This window comes from Bradyrhizobium tropiciagri (assembly GCF_018130545.1).
Classification (GTDB): domain Bacteria; phylum Pseudomonadota; class Alphaproteobacteria; order Rhizobiales; family Xanthobacteraceae; genus Bradyrhizobium; species Bradyrhizobium tropiciagri_A.
On the sequence record NZ_JAFCKF010000001.1, the window covers coordinates 1,245,759 to 1,261,352 of the forward strand.

12 protein-coding genes are annotated in these 15,594 nt (G+C 64.3%); 8 read left to right on the forward strand and 4 right to left on the reverse strand.

The window, feature by feature from the left end:
• The first annotated feature begins 98 nt into the window (after window positions 1–98).
• The 7 genes from JQ616_RS05995 to JQ616_RS06025 all read left to right on the forward strand — a co-directional run bounded on the left by JQ616_RS05995 (window position 99) and on the right by JQ616_RS06025 (window position 7,680).
• Window positions 99–797, forward strand: coding sequence for a DUF2270 domain-containing protein (locus tag JQ616_RS05995; protein WP_249136411.1), 699 nt, complete (start codon window positions 99–101; stop codon window positions 795–797).
• Window positions 798–876: 79 nt separating this feature from the next.
• Window positions 877–1,764 (forward strand): TauD/TfdA dioxygenase family protein, encoded by an 888-nt coding sequence (locus tag JQ616_RS06000; protein ID WP_212012933.1) that lies wholly within the window; start codon window positions 877–879, stop codon window positions 1,762–1,764.
• 437 nt (window positions 1,765–2,201) lie between these two features.
• Window positions 2,202–3,797 (forward strand): ABC transporter substrate-binding protein, encoded by a 1,596-nt coding sequence (locus tag JQ616_RS06005; protein WP_212012934.1) that lies wholly within the window; start codon window positions 2,202–2,204, stop codon window positions 3,795–3,797.
• A 35-nt stretch (window positions 3,798–3,832) separates the two neighbouring features.
• Window positions 3,833–4,780 carry an ABC transporter permease gene (locus JQ616_RS06010; RefSeq protein WP_212012935.1) on the forward strand — a complete coding sequence of 316 codons (948 nt, stop codon included), beginning with the start codon at window positions 3,833–3,835 and terminating at the stop codon, window positions 4,778–4,780.
• 4 nt (window positions 4,781–4,784) lie between these two features.
• A complete protein-coding gene (locus JQ616_RS06015; protein ID WP_212012936.1) occupies window positions 4,785–5,678 on the forward strand; it encodes an ABC transporter permease in 894 nt (297 codons plus the stop codon).
• Entirely contained in the window at window positions 5,678–6,691 is a 1,014-nt protein-coding gene (locus JQ616_RS06020) for an ABC transporter ATP-binding protein (protein ID WP_212012937.1), read from the forward strand. The genes JQ616_RS06015 and JQ616_RS06020 overlap by 1 nt, the downstream gene beginning before the upstream one ends.
• Window positions 6,688–7,680 carry an ABC transporter ATP-binding protein gene (locus JQ616_RS06025; protein WP_212012938.1) on the forward strand — a complete coding sequence of 331 codons (993 nt, stop codon included), beginning with the start codon at window positions 6,688–6,690 and terminating at the stop codon, window positions 7,678–7,680. The genes JQ616_RS06020 and JQ616_RS06025 overlap by 4 nt, the downstream gene beginning before the upstream one ends.
• A gap of 189 nt (window positions 7,681–7,869) precedes the next feature.
• Here JQ616_RS06025 and JQ616_RS06030 read toward each other — a convergent pair whose 3' ends face one another.
• The 4 genes from JQ616_RS06030 to JQ616_RS06045 form a co-directional block, all read right to left on the reverse strand.
• Window positions 7,870–9,849, reverse strand: a complete 1,980-nt coding sequence (locus tag JQ616_RS06030; protein ID WP_212012939.1) for an acetyl/propionyl/methylcrotonyl-CoA carboxylase subunit alpha — start codon at window positions 9,847–9,849, stop codon at window positions 7,870–7,872.
• Window positions 9,846–11,462: an acyl-CoA carboxylase subunit beta gene (locus tag JQ616_RS06035; protein ID WP_212012941.1), complete on the reverse strand. Its 1,617-nt coding sequence runs from the start codon at window positions 11,460–11,462 to the stop codon at window positions 9,846–9,848. The genes JQ616_RS06030 and JQ616_RS06035 overlap by 4 nt, the downstream gene beginning before the upstream one ends.
• Window positions 11,462–13,060 carry an AMP-binding protein gene (locus JQ616_RS06040; RefSeq protein ID WP_212012943.1) on the reverse strand — a complete coding sequence of 533 codons (1,599 nt, stop codon included), beginning with the start codon at window positions 13,058–13,060 and terminating at the stop codon, window positions 11,462–11,464. The genes JQ616_RS06035 and JQ616_RS06040 overlap by 1 nt, the downstream gene beginning before the upstream one ends.
• 112 nt (window positions 13,061–13,172) lie before the next feature.
• On the reverse strand, window positions 13,173–14,039 hold the full coding sequence (locus JQ616_RS06045) for a 3-keto-5-aminohexanoate cleavage protein (RefSeq protein WP_212012945.1): 867 nt from the start codon (window positions 14,037–14,039) through the stop codon (window positions 13,173–13,175).
• Between the two features lie 212 nt (window positions 14,040–14,251).
• Here JQ616_RS06045 and JQ616_RS06050 point away from each other — a divergent pair, with 212 nt between their 5' ends.
• A complete protein-coding gene (locus JQ616_RS06050; protein WP_212012946.1) occupies window positions 14,252–15,475 on the forward strand; it encodes an ABC transporter substrate-binding protein in 1,224 nt (407 codons plus the stop codon).
• The last annotated feature ends 119 nt before the right edge of the window (window positions 15,476–15,594 follow it).

Genomic DNA, 15,594 nt, shown 5'->3' on the forward strand with positions numbered 1-15,594 from the left:
GCATGCAGCCGGGAAGTCGGGCGGCGTAACGGACTCGCCCGCCGCGCGGATTTGGCGTTATGCTCCGCCATTGCAAGCCAGCTTCGCCGGAGGCCGCCATGCCGTCGCCCCAGCCGCGCGAGCCGGAGCCGGCGCAGGCCGGAAGGCTCGAATTCACTGCCGCCGAGATCGGCGCGCTAGCCCATCTCTATCGTGGCGAGGTCTACCGCAGCACGGTCTGGCGCACCCGCCTCGACAGCTCGACCAACTGGGCTGTCGTCACGACCGGGATCGCGCTGTCGGCGACCTATAGCAACGCCGAGGCCTCGCCGTTGCCGATGGTGCTGGTCGGGCTGCTGGTCACGGTCTTCCTGCTGTTCGAGGCGCGGCGCTACCGCTACTTCAATGTCTGGCGCGCCCGCGCCCGGTTGCTCGAAAACGATTTCTACGCCCCGATGATCCGTGGCGAAGACCCCTCGCCGAATGCGCCCTGGACTGAGCTGCTCGCCAACGACTATCGCCACCCGAGCTACCACATCAGCTTTGCGCGTGCGGTCGGCCGGCGGCTGCGCCGGACCTATGGCTGGATCTTCGCGATCCAGGCCATCGCCTATTACGGCAAGCTCGCGATCCATCCGCTGCCGCTCACCGAGATGAGCGCGATCTGGGACCGCGCCTCGATCGGTCCGATTCCCGGAACCGTCGTGGTGCTGGCCGGCGTCGCCTTCCACTCCAGCTGGATGCTGTTCGCGTTCATCACCCATCGCATGGAGGTCGCCGATCGGCGTACGCGGCACAATCTGATCGCGATGGGGTGAGGCGGCACGAGCCGCGTTGCCGCTGGCGGGCTTTTCCCCTAACCTTACCTCAACAAGAAAAGTCAGGGAGGACTTGCCGATGGAAGTGATCCCACTGCGCGAGGGATTCGGAGCCGAACTGCGCGGCGTCACGCTGTCAGATGTGGCTGCTAGCGATGCCGCCTATGCGGCGGTGCGCGCCGCGTTCGAGGAACATTCGGTGCTGGTGTTCCGCGGCCAGGAGGTCAGCGACGACATCCAGCTCGCCTTCTCGCGCCGCTTCGGTCCGCCTGAGACGACCAAGGTCGGCTCGATGGGCACCGGCTCGCATTTCGTGATCCTCTCGACCTTCGGACCCGACGGCAAGGTGGTTCCATCCGACCATCGGCAGCAGCTGCGCGCCAAGGCCAACCAGCTCTGGCACACCGACTCTTCGTTCAAGCGCGTGCCGGCGCTGACCTCGATCCTGTCGGCGCGCATCATTCCCGAGCATGGCGGCGAGACCGAGTTCGTCTCGATGCGACTGGCCTTCGAGCGGCTCGACAAGGATGTCGCGAAGCGTCTGGAGAACTCGTTTGCCTGGCACTCCTACGCGCATTCGCGCAGCAAGGTCGCAACCGGGCTTGCAACGACTGAGGAAGTCGACGCATTGCCGCCGGTGTGCTGGCGCATGGTGTGGCGCAATCCCGTCAACGGCCGCGGCGCGCTGTATCTCGCCTCCCACGCCTATGGCGTCGAGGGCATGGATGCCGAGGCCGGCAAGGCGCTGATCGAGCAACTCACCGCGGCTGCGACCGCGCCCGGCGTCAGCTATCTGCATCAATGGAAGCAGGGCGACGTCGTGATGTGGGACAACCGCGCCACCATGCATCGCGGCCGTCCCTGGCCGGCACATGAGGGCCGACTGATGATCCGCACCACGATCTCGGCAACGGATGCGGATGGCGTCGCGAGCGTAAGCCCACCCTCGTCGCAGGCGGCTGAGTGACACGCGAATGTTCTCATCATACCGTCATCCTGAGGTGCGAGCCTTGCGGCACGCTTGCGCCGCTGGGCGAGCCTCGAAGGATGCACGGCCATAGTCGGGTCGTCGATCCTTCGAGACGCGCTTCGCGCTCCTCAGGATGACGAGGAGAGTTACGATGCGCTCATCCATATCGGCGACAAACTGTCGCTGACTGCGCACTGCTTCACGCCGCACACTGCGGCATCAGCAATCGAATTCGCGCGGAGACGCACCGCTGCATAGCAAAACAACCAGAGTTCCCGGCGATCACAGCCATTATTCCCGGTCCGTGGAAATTTTAATGCACTGGTGTCATCCGAATTGCCAATCCCTTCGCGGCCCGCGCTGGTTGCCCGACAGGCTCACCGTGGTATCGTCGATGCCAATCGGCCATTGAGACCGACATGCGGGAGGGGACCATGCGGAGCGTGCAAGCGCTGGCCGTTGCGGCGTTGTCTGTGCTAGCGATCAGCGACATTTCACGCGCAGCCGAGCCGAAATCCGGCGGCATCTTCAGGATCTATCACCGCGACAGTCCCGGCAGCGCCTCGATCCACGAGGGCGCGACCTATTCGGTGAACGTGCCGTTCATGCCGATCTTCAACAACCTCGTCATCTTCGATCAGCACATCGCGCAGAACAGCGCCAGCACGATTCGGCCCGAGCTTGCGGAAAGCTGGGCCTGGAGCGGCGACAACAAGACGCTGACCTTCAAGCTGCGCAAGGACGTGAAATGGCACGATGGCAAGCCGTTCACGTCAGCCGACGTCAAATGCACCTTCGACATGCTGATGGGCAAGTCGCCGCAGAAGTTCCGGCAGAACCCGCGTAAATCCTGGTACGAGCAGGTCGACGAAGTCACGACCAACGGCGACTATGAGGCGTCGTTCAAGCTGAAGCGGCCGCAGCCGGCGCTGCTGTCCCTGCTCGCCTCGGGCTATTCGCCGGTTTACCCCTGCCATGTGTCGCCAGCCGAGATGCGTACCAAACCCATTGGCACCGGCCCGTTCAAGTTCGTCGAGTTCAAGGCCAACGAATCAATCAAGCTCACCAAGAACCCCGATTACTTCAAGAAGGGTCTGCCCTATCTCGACGGCATCGAATTCACCATCATCCCGAACCGCTCGACGGCGATTCTGGGATTCGTTTCGGGCAAGTTCGACATGACCTTCCCGACCGAGGTCTCGATACCCTTGCTCAAGGACGTCAAGTCGCAGGACCCCAAGGCGGTCTGCGTGGTGGAACCGAACAACGTCTCTACCAACATCATCATCAATTCGACCGCACCGCCGTTCGACAATCTTGACATCCGCCGCGCGCTGGCGCTGGCGCTCGACCGCAAGGCCTTCATCCAAATCATGTTCGAGGGCCAGGGCGACATCGGCGGCACCATGGAGCCGGCGCCCGACGGGTTGTGGGCGATGCCGAAGGACATGCTGGAATCAATTCCCGGTTACGGTCCCGACGTCGAGAAGAACCGCGAGGAAGCCCGCAAGCTGATGCAGAAGGCGGGCTATGGCCCGGACAAGCATCTGCAGATCAAGGTGTCGACCCGCAACATCGCGGTCTACCGCGATCCCGCGATCATCCTGATCGACCAGATCAAGAGCATCTATATCGACGCCGAACTCGACGTCGTCGACACCGCGCAATGGTTCCCGAAGATCGCGCGCAAGGACTATTCGCTCGGCCTCAACCTCACCGGCAACGCCGTCGACGAGCCCGATCAGTCGTTCTACGAGAACTATGCCTGCGGCTCGGAGCGGAATTACACCAACTATTGCAACAAGGACATCGAGAAGCTGTTCGACCAGCAATCCGAGGAGACCAACCTCGACAAGCGCAAGAAGCTGGTCTGGGAGATCGACAAGAAGCTGCAGGAGGACGTCGCGCGTCCGATCATCTTCCATGCCCGCACCGGCACCTGCTGGAAGCCTTACGTGAAGAATGTCACGATCATGTCCAACAGCTCCTATAACGGCTATCGTTACGAGGACGTCTGGCTGGATAAATAACTTTCAGATACGGGCGGGACAGGGAGAGAGCCAGGGTGTTTGCCTATATCGTGCGGCGGCTGTTCCTGATGCTCGTGACCCTGTTCGGGATCTCGGTCATCATCTTCGTGCTGCTGCGCGTCGTGCCGGGCAACATCGTCGACATCCTGTTCGATGCCGCCGGCTTCGTCGATCCCGCCGACAAGGCCAATCTCGAGCGCGAGCTTGGCCTGAGCCAGCCGATCGTGATCCAGTATCTGCACTGGATTGGCGGTCTTCTGCACGGCGACCTCGGCTATTCCTATGTCTCGGAGAAGCCGGCACTGGAGGAGATCCTGCCGCGGATTCCGATCACCGCGCGGCTCGCGGGGCTGGCGCTATTGTTCTCCGCCTCGATCGGCATTCCGCTCGGCGTGATCAGTGCCGTGCATCAGGGCTCGAAGCTCGATTATGCGCTGCGCGTCGTCAGCCTCAGCGGGCTGTCGCTGCCGTCGTTCTGGCTCGGCCTGTTGATCCTGATGGCCTCGGTGTCGCTGTTCGGCACCATGCCGATCTTCAATCCGAACCCGAAGACCTGGCTCGAGGCGCTCAGCATCTATGCGGTGCCGGCGATGGCGGTCGGCTTCCGCAGCGCGGCGCTGACCATGCGCATCACCCGCTCCTCGATGCTGGAGATCCTGCGCCAGGATTACATCCGCACCGCGCGCGCCAAGGGCGCCTCCGAGGCCTCGGTGAACTACCACCACGCGCTGAAGAACGCCGTGCTGCCGGTGATCACCGTGATCGGCATCGAAGCCGCCTTCCTGATCGGCGGGCTGATCGTGACCGAGACCGTGTTCAACATCCCCGGCATCGCCCGCTTCCTGGTCGAGGCGCTGCGCTGGCGCGACTACCCGATCGTGCAGAACCTCGTGATGTTCATCGCTGTGGTCGTCGTCGCGGTGAATTTCATCGTCGACATGCTTTATGCGGCGATCGATCCACGTATCCGGTTCGGAGACTGAGCGCGTGGCGACGATCAACTTCGAAAGTGAATTGCGACGCGCCGGGGCCAACGCCACCGGCGGCTGGGGTCGGCTCGTCTTCCTGGCACAGCGCCATGTGCTCGGCACGATCGGCCTCGTCATCATGCTGCTGTTCGTGTTGACCGCGATCTTCGCCGACGTCATCAGCCGCTACGATCCGCTCACCGTCGATTCCGCGCATCGACTGGCCGCCCCCTCTGTGCTGCACTGGTTCGGCACCGATTCCTTCGGCCGCGACGTCTGGAGCCGCATCATCCATGGCGCGCGGATCTCGCTTGCGGTCGGTATCGGCTCCACGACGCTTGGCGCCACGCTCGGCGTGATCGTGGGTCTCGCCTCCGGCTATCTCTCCGGCTGGGTCGATCTCGTGTTCCAGCGCGTGACCGACATCCTGCAATCGCTGCCGCTGCTGGTGCTGGCGCTTGTGATGACCGCGGCACTCGGCCCGTCGCTGCCGAACGTGATCCTCGCCATCGCCATTCCCCTGATCCCGACCGTTGCCCGCGTGATCCGGGCCAACACGCTGGCACTGCGCGAGCAGCCGTTCGTCGAGGCTGCGAAGTCGATCGGCATGAGCGAGACGCGGATCGCGCTGCGACACGTGCTGCCGAACACTATCGCGCCGCTGATCGTGCTGGCGACCGCGCAGCTCGGCTCGACCATCCTGACCGAGGCATCGCTGTCGTTCCTCGGCCTCGGCATTCCCGAGCCCTATCCGTCCTGGGGCCGGATGCTGTCGGAATCCGCCGCCGAATATGTCCGCACCGCACCGTGGCTGGTGATCTTCCCCGGCATCGCGATCAGCCTCGCGGTGTTCGGCACCAATCTGTTCGGCGACGCGCTGCGCGACATCCTCGATCCGAGGCAGCGCGGCTGATGAGCGAGGCACTTCCGGCAGAGACGATTCTCGAGGTGAAGAACCTGCAGACGGTGTTCTTCACCAACTCCGGCCTGTTCCGCGCGGTCGATGACGTCTCGTTCTCGGTCCGCCGCGGCGAGACGCTGGCGATCGTCGGTGAATCCGGCTGCGGCAAGAGCGTCAGCGCGCTGTCGATCATGCGCCTGGTGCCCGATCCGCCCGGCCGGATCGTCGGCGGCTCGGTGACGCTCGAGGGCACCGACCTCCTGAAGCTCGACGATGCCGCGATGCGCGACATCAGGGGCAACCGCATCTCGATGATCTTCCAGGAGCCGATGACCTCGCTCAATCCGGTGATGCGGATCGGCGACCAGATCATCGAGGCGGTGCGGCTGCATCAGAAGGTGAGCAGCAAGGAGGCGTGGAAGCAAGCCGTCGACATGCTCCGGCTGGTGCGTATCCCGGAGCCGGAGCGGCGCGCGCAGGAATATCCGCATCAGCTCTCCGGCGGCATGCGCCAGCGCGCCATGATCGCGATGGCGCTGGCGTGCCGGCCGGCACTATTGATCGCCGATGAGCCGACCACGGCGCTCGACGTCACCATCCAGGCGCAGATCCTGGCGCTGATCGTCGATCTGCAGCAGCGGCTCGGCACCGGGCTGATCCTGATCACCCACGACCTCGGCGTCGTCGCGCAGACCGCGCAGCGTGTGATCGTGATGTATGCCGGCAAGAAGGTCGAGGAGGCGACCGTCGAGGCGCTGTTCGAGACGCCGCTGCATCCCTACACCCGCGGGCTGATGGCCTCGATGCCGGCCGTGATCGCGCTCGGCGCAGAGAGCGACGCGCGGCTCAACGAAATTCCCGGCATGGTGCCGTCGCTGACCAAGCTGCCGCCCGGCTGCGCCTTCGCGCCGCGATGCAAGCTCGCGATCGACCGCTGCCGCCAGGAATACCCCCCGCTCAACGAGATCAAGACCAACCACTGGGCAGCATGCTGGCGCGCCGGCGAGCTGGCGGAGGCGTCATGACCGAGCAGCGCCCGCTCCTCGAGGTCACCGATCTTGTCAAGCACTACGCGGTGCGCGGCGGCGTGCTGCGCCGGCAGGTCGGCACCGTACACGCGGTCGATGGCGTCAGCTTTGCGCTCGGCGCGGGCGAGACGCTCGGCCTGGTCGGCGAATCCGGTTGCGGCAAGTCGACGGTGGCGCGCACCGTGCTGCGACTGGTCGAGCCGACCAGCGGCGCGATCAAGCTCGATGGTGAGGACATCGCGCCGCTCAGCAAGACCGCGCTGCGACCCTACCGCCGCTCGATGCAGATCGTGTTCCAGGATCCGTTTGCCTCGCTCAACCCGCGCATGACGGCCGGCGATATCGTTGGCGAGCCCCTCATCGTGCACGGCCTTGCGACCGGCGCGAAGAAGCAAGAACGCGTCGCTGAGCTGTTCCAGCAGGTCGGCCTCAGGCCCGACCAGATGAAGAACTTTCCGCACCAATTCTCCGGCGGCCAGCGCCAGCGCATCTGCATCGCGCGCGCACTGTCGCTCGGACCGCGGCTGATCGTCTGCGACGAACCGGTCTCGGCACTCGACGTCTCGATCCAGGCACAGGTGATCAATCTGTTGATCGACCTGCAACGCAAGCAGAATTTCTCCTATTTGTTCATCGCGCACGATCTCGCTGTGGTCGCCCACATCAGCCACCGCGTCGCGGTGATGTATCTCGGCCGCATTGTGGAGATCGCCGACAAACACGAGCTGTTTGCCAATCCGCGCCATCCCTACACCCAGGCGTTGCTCGCCTCGGTGCCGATAGCCGATCCCAAGGCCAAGCGAACCGCGCCGCTGATCGACGGCGACGTGCCAAGCCCGATCAATCCGCCCTCGGGCTGCGCATTCCACACCCGCTGCCGATACGCGATCGATCGCTGCAAGACCGAACGCCCCGTGCTGCAGGCGGCCGGCACCGCGCATCAAGTTGCGTGCTGGCTGAATGACGGGACGGGGCGGAGCGAGTAGCCCCACTGTCGTCCCTGCGAAAGCAGGGACCCATAACCACCGATCGAGGTTGTTGGAACAGGCTGTGGCCATAGCCCGGTGCAACGATCTCGATCGGTGGTTATGGGTCCCGGGTCGCGCTTCCGCCTTCGCTCGTTGAGCTACGGCGGACAAGTCGCTTGCCCGGGACGACAGCGGTTATGACAGCGGCTATGCCGCCGCCTCGATCTCCACGACGATCTTCCCCGTCGTCACCTGCTCGCCCTCGGCGACATCGATCGACGACACCGTGCCCGCGACGCCGGCGGTGTGCACGTGCTCCATCTTCATCGCCTCCAGCGTCATCACCGGCTGACCGGCGGCGACCTTGTCGCCGGCTTTCACCAGCACCGCGACAACCCGGCCGTTCATGGCAGCCCGGACCTTGCCGTCGCCGCCGGTGGCTGACGCGCTCTCGGGCGGCGCGAGCGTCAGATCGCGGGCCGACAGCGTGACACCACGGTGAAGGATGTAGAGCCGATCGCCATCGCGCAGGAAACTGGCCTGCTCCATCACGCCATCGTGGTGGAAGCGGATGCTGTCTCGATCGAGCTCGTCGATCACGAAACCGAAGCGATCGCCATTGCGCGTCGCGACATAGCTGCCGTCGCGCTCGCGGACGATCTCGATCTCTTGCACGCCGTGGCCGAGATCGATCCGCAGGCCGAGCGGGAATGTCGCGGCCAGCGACCGGCCGCGTTGCCATGGCGACGCGTGCGGATTGGTGACGTAGAGCAGCAATCCCGCGAGCGCGAGATCGCCGCCGCGATCCAGCCGCGGCGCCAGCAGCGCCTCGCGATTATTGCCTATGAAGGCCGTGGTCGCCTCGCCCTTGGCAAACACCGGATGGCGCAGGCAGTCGATCAGGAAGCCCTGATTGGTGGTGACGCCAAAGGCTGTGACCTGCTCCAGGGCACAGATCAACTTGCCGCGCGCCTCGTCGCGGGTCGCACCATGGCTGATGACCTTGGCGATCATCGAATCGTAGAACGGCGGAATCTCCGAACCGGACTGCAATGCGTGCTCGACGCGGATGCCGTCAGGCATCTGCCACCGCGCCATCGTACCGGATTGCGGCATGAAGTCATGCCCGGCGTCCTCCGAGCACAACCGCACCTCAATGGCATGGCCGGAGAAGGTGATGTCCTCCTGCCTCACGCCGAGCGGCTCGCCGCGGGCGACGCGAAGCTGCAGTTCGACGAGATCGAGCCCGGTGATCGCCTCGGTGACGGGATGCTCGACCTGAAGGCGCGTGTTCATCTCCATGAAGTAGAAATTGCCGGCGCGATCGAGCAGGAATTCCAGCGTTCCCGCCCCCTCATAGCCAATCGCCTTGACCGCCTGAACGGCGACCGCGCCCATCCGCGCGCGCAGCTCCGGCGTGACCGCGGGCGACGGCGCCTCTTCGATCAGCTTCTGATGCCGCCGCTGCACCGAGCAATCGCGCTCGCCGAGATGGATGGCGTTGCCATGGCGATCGCCGAACACTTGAATCTCGATATGACGGGGATCGACGATCGCGCGCTCGAGGATGACGGTGGGATCGCCAAACGCGCCCTGCGCCTCCGATCGCGCGCTGCGCAGCGCATCGGGAAACGCCGCGGCATCCGCGACCAGCCGCATGCCGCGGCCGCCGCCGCCGGCGACCGCCTTGATCATGACAGGGAAGCCGATTGTCTTCGCTTCCGCCAGCATCACAGCATCGCTCTGGTCGGCGCCTTGATAGCCGGGCACGCAGGGCACGCCGGCCTTCTGCATGATGTCCTTGGCTCCGGCCTTGTTGCCCATCGCAAGGATCGCTTCCGGCGACGGGCCGATGAACACCAGCCCCGCTTCGCGGCAGGCCTGCGCAAAGTCTTCGTTTTCGGCGAGGAAGCCATAGCCGGGATGCACCGCGCTGGCGCCGCTTGCCTTGGCAGCTGCGATGATTGCGTCGATCTTCAGATAGGATTGCGCCGGCAGCGCCTCGCCGATCCGCACCGCCTGGTCGGCCTCACGCACATGCAGAGCGTCGCGGTCAGCATCGGAATAGACCGCAACGACGCCATAGCCGAGCCGCCGCGCCGAGCGCATGATGCGCAGCGCGATCTCGCCGCGATTGGCGACCAGGACCTTGAAGAATGGCGTCCGCTTCACGATGCTACCGCTCATGGCCGCGCCACCGAGAACTGCATGCGCTGCGGGGTGCGTGCCTCGGCCTCGCGGCAGATCGAAAGCACCTCTGACAGCACCGTCCGCGTATCGCGCGGATCGATCACGCCGTCGTCGAGCACCCGGGCGCTGGTCGAGAACACATCCATCTGGCCGTCGAACACGCCCGTGATCTGCGCCTTCATCACCTCCAACTTCTCCTTCTCGATCGGCCTGCCGCGCCTGATAGCGGCGGCTTCGGTGACGATCGCCATGGTTTCGGCAGCCTGCTCGCCGCCCATCACGGCGGTCTTGGCATTCGGCCAGGAGAAGCAGAAGCGCGGATGAAAGCCGCGGCCGCACATGCCGTAATTGCCGGCGCCGAACGAGGCGCCGCAATACAGCGTGATCTGCGGCACCGTCGCCGAGGTCACCGCCTGGATCATCTTCGAGCCATGCTTGATCATGCCGGCCTCTTCATAGGCTTTGCCCACCATGTAGCCGGTGGTGTTGTTCATATAGAGGATCGGCGTGCGCGACTGGCAACAGGCCTGGATGAAATGCGTCGCCTTGTTGGCGCCGGGCACATCGAGCGGACCATTGTTGGTGATGATACCGATCGCCTGGCCGTGGATGCGGGCATGGCCGCAGACCGTCGCAGGGCCGTAATTGGCACCGAATTCGGTGAAGTCGGAATCGTCGATGAAGCGCGCGATCGCCTGGCGCATGTCGACGGGACGCTTGTGGTCCATCGGCATGATGCCGAGGAGTTCTTCAGCGTCGTAGCGCGGCGGCTTGAACGCAGCTGGCTCGGACGACGGACGATCCCAAGGCAGCTTGGCCATGATCTCGCGCGCGATACGCAACGCGTCGCGATCATCCTCGGCGAGATAGTCGCCAAGGCCGGAAATCGAGGTGTGCATCTCGGCGCCGCCGAGCTCCTCCTCGGTCGCGATCTCGCCGGTGGCGGCCTTGAGCAACGGCGGCCCGGCGAGGAAGGCGCGGGTGCGGCCGCGCACCATCACGATGTAATCGGAAAGCCCGGTCTGGTAGGCACCGCCCGCGGTCGAGGAGCCGTGGGTGACGGTGACGACAGGAAGCCCCGCCGCCGAGAGCCGCGCCAGATTGCGAAAAATGTTGCCGCCGCGGACGAAGTCCTCGACGCGATACCGCAGCAGATTGGCGCCGGCGCTCTCGACCAGCTGCACATAGGGCAGCTTGTTCTCCAGCGCGAGTTCCTGAACTCGCAGCGTCTTGTCGAGGCCGTAAGGCTGCAGCGCGCCGGCGTCGATGCCGGCATCATTGGCGCTGACCATGCAGCGGATGCCGGAAACAAAGCCGATGCCGGCGACCAGCCCGCCGCCGGGCACGCTCTTGTCCGCATCAGCCACGTCGAACATGTAGCCGGCGAGCGTCGACAGTTCGAGGAAGGGCGAACCGGGATCGAGCACCAGCGCGACGCGTTCGCGCGGCAACAGCTGGCCGCGCTTGTGGAAGCGGTCCTTGGCCGCGGCCGACGCCGCGCGCGTCCGCTCCTCCAGCCCCCGCATCCGGGCGATCAGCGCCAGCATGCCGTCGCGATTGCCTTGGAAGCCGGCGCTGCCGGTGGAAATCGTGTTCTCGATGATGGCCACTAGGCGCGCTCCACAAAATACTCGCTATATTGCTGCCGCAGCTCGACCTTGCGCAGCTTTCCGGTCGCGGTCATCGGCATCTCGTCGAGAATACGCACCAGCTTCGGCACCTGGAAGCCGCCGAGATGCTTTCGGCAATGCGCCTCGATGCCGGCCTCGTCGGCCACCGCCCCAGGCTTCAGCTTGACGAAGGCGGAGACTGCCTCGCCCCATTGCGGATGTGGCAAGCCGACCACGGCAGCGTTCTGCACGGCCGGATGCGCCAGCAGCGTCTCCTCGATCTTGACCGAGGCGACGTTCTCGCCGCCCGACTTGATCATGTCCTTCTTGCGATCGAGGAACAGCACCTCACCATTGGCGTCGATCAGCGCGAGATCGCCGGTGTGGTGCCAGCCGAACTTGCGCGCCTCCTCGGTCGATTTGGTGTCCTTGTAATAGCCCATCATCACGTTGGGCCCCCGATGCACCAGCTCGCCGATCTCGCCGCGCGGCAACAGGTTGCCGTTGTCGTCCATGATCGCGGTCTCGTTGACAATCAGCGACTCGCCCCAATAATTGCCGAAACGATTGAGCTGCACCTCGGGCCGCGACATCGTGGTCGCCGGGTACATCTCGGTCTGGCCGCTGGACAGCACGAAGTTCGGGCAGAGATCGGCAATCGCGCGTTCGAGCAGCGGCTTGCCCATCGGCGCCATGGTGTAGATACAACAACGCAAGCCAGAGAGGTCGTAGTCGCGCCGCCGCGGGTGATCGAGGATCGCCTGGTACATCAAGGACAGGCCGACGAACACCGTGAGCCGGTCGCGGACGATCGCTTCCATGCAGACCACCGGATCAAAGCCGCGCATCAGTGCCATGCGGCCGCCGACCGAGAGATAGCTGAGCAGCAGCACATGGCCGGCGCAGTGGAACAGCGGAAACTGCCCGGTGATCCCGTCGTCGCGCGACAGCTGCATCTCGATGCAGTTGCTCATCACGGCCATGACCACGGCGAGGTGGCAATGCATCGCGCCCTTCGGCCGCGAGGTCGTGCCCGAGGTGTAGATGATCATCGCAAGATCGCGATCGTTGATATCGATTTCAGGCTCGATGTCGGATTGTCCCGTCAGCAGGCCGTTAAACTCCTGCAATCCGGTCTTGCCGGCATTGCCGGTCAGGTCGATTGCGATCATCTCCATGCCGCGGGCTTCCAGCGCCGCGCGCCGGTCGGCCTGAGCGTGGAGGTTGTCGTCGATGACCGCAAAGCGCACCTCGGCATGGCCGAGGATGTAGTCCATATCGGTCGGGCTGAGCATGGTATTGATCGGCACCCAGACGAGACCGGCACGATGGATGCCGAACAGCGCTTTGACGAACTCGACGGAGTTGTTGCAGATGGTCGAGATCTTCTCACCCGGCTTCAGCCCACGCTGCACCAGGTGATTGGCGAAGCGATTAGCGTCGCGCTCGAGCTCGGTGAAAGTGACCTGCCTGCCGCCATCGGTCAGCGCGACGCGATCCGGAAACCGCCGCGCGGCGCGCTTCAGCAGATCGCCGATCGCGACCCGCCCGATGCGGCCCGGCCCGGTCACGCCGCCGGTTGCTGCGAGATTGTCCATGTGATTCCTCCTGCCTCGTCATTGCGAGGAGCGAAGCGACGAAACAATCCACGCTTTCTTCGTGCGGTTGGATGGATTGCTTCGCTGCGCTCGCAATGACGGCTGGCGTAGTCTAGTGCCTCACTCCAAAGATCTGCCGCGCCTCCGCGGGGCTTGCAATCTCGCGCCCCGCACGCCGCGCGCAGGCGGCGAGGCCTTCGACGAGCTGCCCGTTCGACGTCACCTTGGTGCCGTCTGCGAGATAGAACGTATCCTCGAGCCCGCTGCGCAGATGGCCACCCAGATCGGCGGCGCGCTGATGCAGCGGCCAGATCTCGGCGCGGCCGATCGCGGTGACCTGCCAATGCGCGTCCGGCGCCTTCAGCTTGAGCAGGATCGGCAGCAATTCCGGATCGGCCGGCATGCCCGAGGCGACGCCCATCACGAAATTGTATTCGAGCGGGCCGGAATACATCCCGGTTTGCCGGTACATGCCGACGCAACGCACGATGCCGACGTCGAAGCATTCGAATTCCGGGATCGTGCCGGCCGCCTTCATCACGTCGAGATAGTCCTGCACTTTCTCGACCGCGTTATCGAACATCATCGGCGGCCAGGCCCAGGTGTTGTCGGCCTTGACCTTCAGATAATTCAGCGAGCCGGCATTGCAGGCCGCGATCTCGGGCCTGGTCTCGCGCACGCAATCGAGCGCGCCCTGGTAGTTCGGGCCTGAGGTGCCGGTGGTGTGATTGATGATCACGCCGGGGCAGGCCTCGCGGATCGCCTGCTGGATCTCCTTGCTGACGCCGACGTCCCATGACGGCAGGTGGCCTTTGTTCGGCTCCTGCTGGCGCAGATGGATGTGCATGATGCTGGCGCCGGCGTTGAAAGCCGCCTTGGCCTCGCGCGCCATCTGTTCCGGCGTCACCGGGACATTGTGCTGCTTCGGGTCGGTCAGCACGCCGTTCAGCGCGCAGGTAATGACGGCCTTGTCGCTCATGGGTCTCTCATCCGGTTGCAGCGCACCTGCGCCGCTGATTTTCCCATGATGAGAAATTTGCCTTCGCACCATCTTGCGTTGACTGGCTAAGTCGATGCGTTCACGACACAATCCGCCGTCAGCCGGTTAACACAAGACGCCAGGACCATATCGCGCCTAGCCTTGCTGCAAGCAATAGCGGCGCAACAAGCCGGCATCACGGGGAGAACGTCATGGTCTCGATCAACCGGCGCACCTGGCTCACCGGCGCGGCAGGCGCGGGACTTGCCGCAGTCGGAGGCCTCAAGCCTTCGTTGGCCGAGGATACGCCCGGCGTCACAGCGACCGAGATCAGGATCGGCAGCACCACCTCGCTGAGCGGTCCGGTGTCCGCGCTTGGCGTGCAGGCGCGCTGCCAGGAAGCCTATTTCAAGATGCTGAACGAGCAGGGCGGCATCGCCGGCCGGCAGATCAAGTACATCTATTACGACGACGCGTTCAATCCGGCGAAGACGGTCGAGCAGGTGCGCCGCCTGATCGAGAGCGACAATGTCGCTTTCCTGTTCAACATGCTCGGCACCGCACCGAACTCGGCCGTCGTCAAATACATCAACGCGGCCAAGGTGCCGCATCTGTTCCTGTCGGTGAACGGCGACAAATGGGGCGACTACAAGTCCTATCCCTGGACCATGGGCTTTGCGCCGAGCGCACGGACCGAGGCGCAGGTGTTCGTCAAATATGCATTGAGCCAGCACAAGGACGCGAAGATCGCGGTGCTCTACCAGAACGACGATCTCGGCAAGGATTTCGTCGCCGGCACCAAGGATGTGCTCGGCGAGCGGTTCGCGACATCGGCCGTGGTGGCCTCACACGAAGTCACCGATCCCACGATCGATTCCCAGATCGTCGCATTGCGCGGCGCCAATCCCGACGTGCTGATTTCGGGCACGACCGCAAAGTTCTGCGCGCAATCGATCCGCAAGATCTATGAGCTTGGCTGGAAGCCGATGCACTTCATCGCCAGCGGTGCAGCGTCGCTGTCCTCGACCATCATCCCCGTCGGCCTCGACAAGGCGCAGGGCACGATCTCATCGGCCTATATCAAGGACGTTGCCGACCCTGCCTGGGCCAATGACCAAGGCGTGAAGGATTTCCTCGCATTCATGGAAAAATACTTCCCCGACGGCAATCCGAAGGAGGGCTACAATCTCTACGCCTATATGGTGGCGAACGTGCTCAAGATCGTGCTCGAGCAGTGCAAGGGCAATTTTACCCGCGACAACATCATGGCGCAGGCGAACAATCTCAGGGACGTTTATGTTCCGACGCTGCTGCCCGGCATCAAGGTCAATACCAGCCCGACCAATCACCATCCGCTGCAACAGCTTCAGCTGCAACGGATCGAAGGGCCCGGCTGGTTGCGGTTCGGAGAGGTGATCCAGGGCGCGAATCTGTAGCGGGGCTGCATCCCAAGCGTCGTCCCGGCGAAGGACGGGACCTATAACCACAATTGGTTATTGTTTCAGAAGATCTCTGCCATCCCGCATCACGGATAGATCGCGCGGTATGGGTCCCG

Excerpts from the sequence above, each read along its gene's own strand:
- JQ616_RS06050 (WP_212012946.1), top strand. The coding sequence starts at position 14,252 with ATGGTCTCGATCAACCGGCGCACCTGGCTCACCGGCGCGGCAGGCGCG.
- JQ616_RS06020 (WP_212012937.1), top strand. The coding sequence starts at position 5,678 with ATGAGCGAGGCACTTCCGGCAGAGACGATTCTCGAGGTGAAGAACCTG.
- JQ616_RS05995 (WP_249136411.1), top strand. The coding sequence starts at position 99 with ATGCCGTCGCCCCAGCCGCGCGAGCCGGAGCCGGCGCAGGCCGGAAGG.
- JQ616_RS06030 (WP_212012939.1), bottom strand. The coding sequence starts at position 9,849 with ATGAGCGGTAGCATCGTGAAGCGGACGCCATTCTTCAAGGTCCTGGTC.
- JQ616_RS06045 (WP_212012945.1), bottom strand. The coding sequence starts at position 14,039 with ATGAGCGACAAGGCCGTCATTACCTGCGCGCTGAACGGCGTGCTGACC.
- JQ616_RS06005 (WP_212012934.1), top strand. The coding sequence starts at position 2,202 with ATGCGGAGCGTGCAAGCGCTGGCCGTTGCGGCGTTGTCTGTGCTAGCG.
- JQ616_RS06040 (WP_212012943.1), bottom strand. The coding sequence starts at position 13,060 with ATGGACAATCTCGCAGCAACCGGCGGCGTGACCGGGCCGGGCCGCATC.
- JQ616_RS06000 (WP_212012933.1), top strand. The coding sequence starts at position 877 with ATGGAAGTGATCCCACTGCGCGAGGGATTCGGAGCCGAACTGCGCGGC.
- JQ616_RS06025 (WP_212012938.1), top strand. The coding sequence starts at position 6,688 with ATGACCGAGCAGCGCCCGCTCCTCGAGGTCACCGATCTTGTCAAGCAC.